Below are 1,351 nucleotides of genomic sequence, written 5' to 3'. Positions count from 1 at the left end.
GGAACGATCCATGCGTCAAAGGGACCTGAAATTCACCTTCGTCGTCGGCGAAGGGAAACTCGCGTTCGATGTCGTCGAGTTCGAACTGGAAGAAGCGCTCTGCGAGCCTTTCCGCCTGAACCTGAAGCTGGCCAGCGACAAGAACGCCATCGATTTCAAGCAGGTACTCGACCAGCCGGGCACCTTCACCCTCTGGCAGGACGGCCGTCCGGCCCGCTACGTCCATGGCATCGTCAGCCACTTCACCCAGGGCAGCTCGGGTTTTCGCCGGACCCGCTACGAACTGCTGCTGGAACCGCAGTTGGCGCGCCTGGAGCTGTGCTGCAACTGGCGGATATTCCAGGAGAAGAGTGTTCCGGAGATTCTCCAGGCGCTGCTCAAGGAACACCGGGTGCTCGACTACGAACAGCGCATCTACCATGAGCACCTGCCGCGCGAATACTGCGTGCAGGCCGGCGACAGCGATCACTACCTGCACGACCGGCTAGCCTTCGAGGAAGGCCTGGTCTACTACTTCCGCTTCGACGAACACCGCCACACCCTGGTCTGCAGCGACCGGCTCTACGTCCAGGAGCGTATCGCCGGCGGCCCGGTACTGTTCAGCGCCCAGCCGGAGGGCGACAACCCACAGCCGGTGCTTCATTCTTTCCGCTACAGCGAAAATGTTCGTACGGCTCGACAGACCCAGCGGGACTACAGCTTCAAGCGCCCGACCTACGACCAGGAGCATCATCTCGCTGGCGAGGCGCTCGAGCATCAGGGCTCGTCCTACGAGCGCTACGACTACCCCGGTCGCTACAAGCAGAGCGGCGCCGGCCGGCCTTTCAGCGAAAGCCGCCTCAGAGGGCACCGGCGCGATGCGCGGGTGGCATCGGTCAGCGGCGACGACCCGCGGCTGATCCCGGGCCACGCCTTTGCCCTGGAAGGTCATCCGCGTGCCGACTTCAACGCCTGGTGGCGGCCGGTACGGGTGGTCCATCGCGGCACCCAGTATGCCGGCCAGGAGGAAGAGTCCGCCGACGCCCCTCTGGGGGTGAGCTACGACCTGCGCGCCGAACTGGTGCCCGAGGACGTCGAATGGCGTCCCGCACCGCTGCCTCGGCCGCGTATCGATGGTCCGCAGATCGCGACGGTAGTCGGCCCGGCAGGGGAAGAGATCCATTGCGACGAGTGGGGACGGGTGAAAGTCCAGTTCCCCTGGGATCGCGAGGGACGTCACGATGAATTCAGTACCTGCTGGATACGGGTCGCGCAGAACTGGGCAGGTGCCGACTGGGGGCACATGGCGATCCCGCGGATTGGCCAGGAGGTGATCGTCGATTACCTGGACGGCGACTGCGACCAGCCGATC

1 protein-coding gene is annotated in these 1,351 nt (G+C 64.7%); it reads left to right on the top strand.

The annotated features are described in order from the left end of the window. Positions 1 to 10: 10 nt before the first annotated feature. Positions 11 to 1,351: type VI secretion system spike protein VgrG2a (locus tag HMPREF2924_RS21250; RefSeq protein WP_134625651.1), on the top strand; the 1,341-nt coding region annotated here is incomplete at its 3' end.

Source organism: Pseudomonas sp. HMSC063H08 (assembly GCF_001813645.1).
Classification (GTDB): Bacteria; Pseudomonadota; Gammaproteobacteria; order Pseudomonadales; family Pseudomonadaceae; genus Pseudomonas; species Pseudomonas aeruginosa.
Note: the sequence above shows the minus strand (reverse complement) of the source record. Positions and strands in the feature narration are given on the sequence as shown.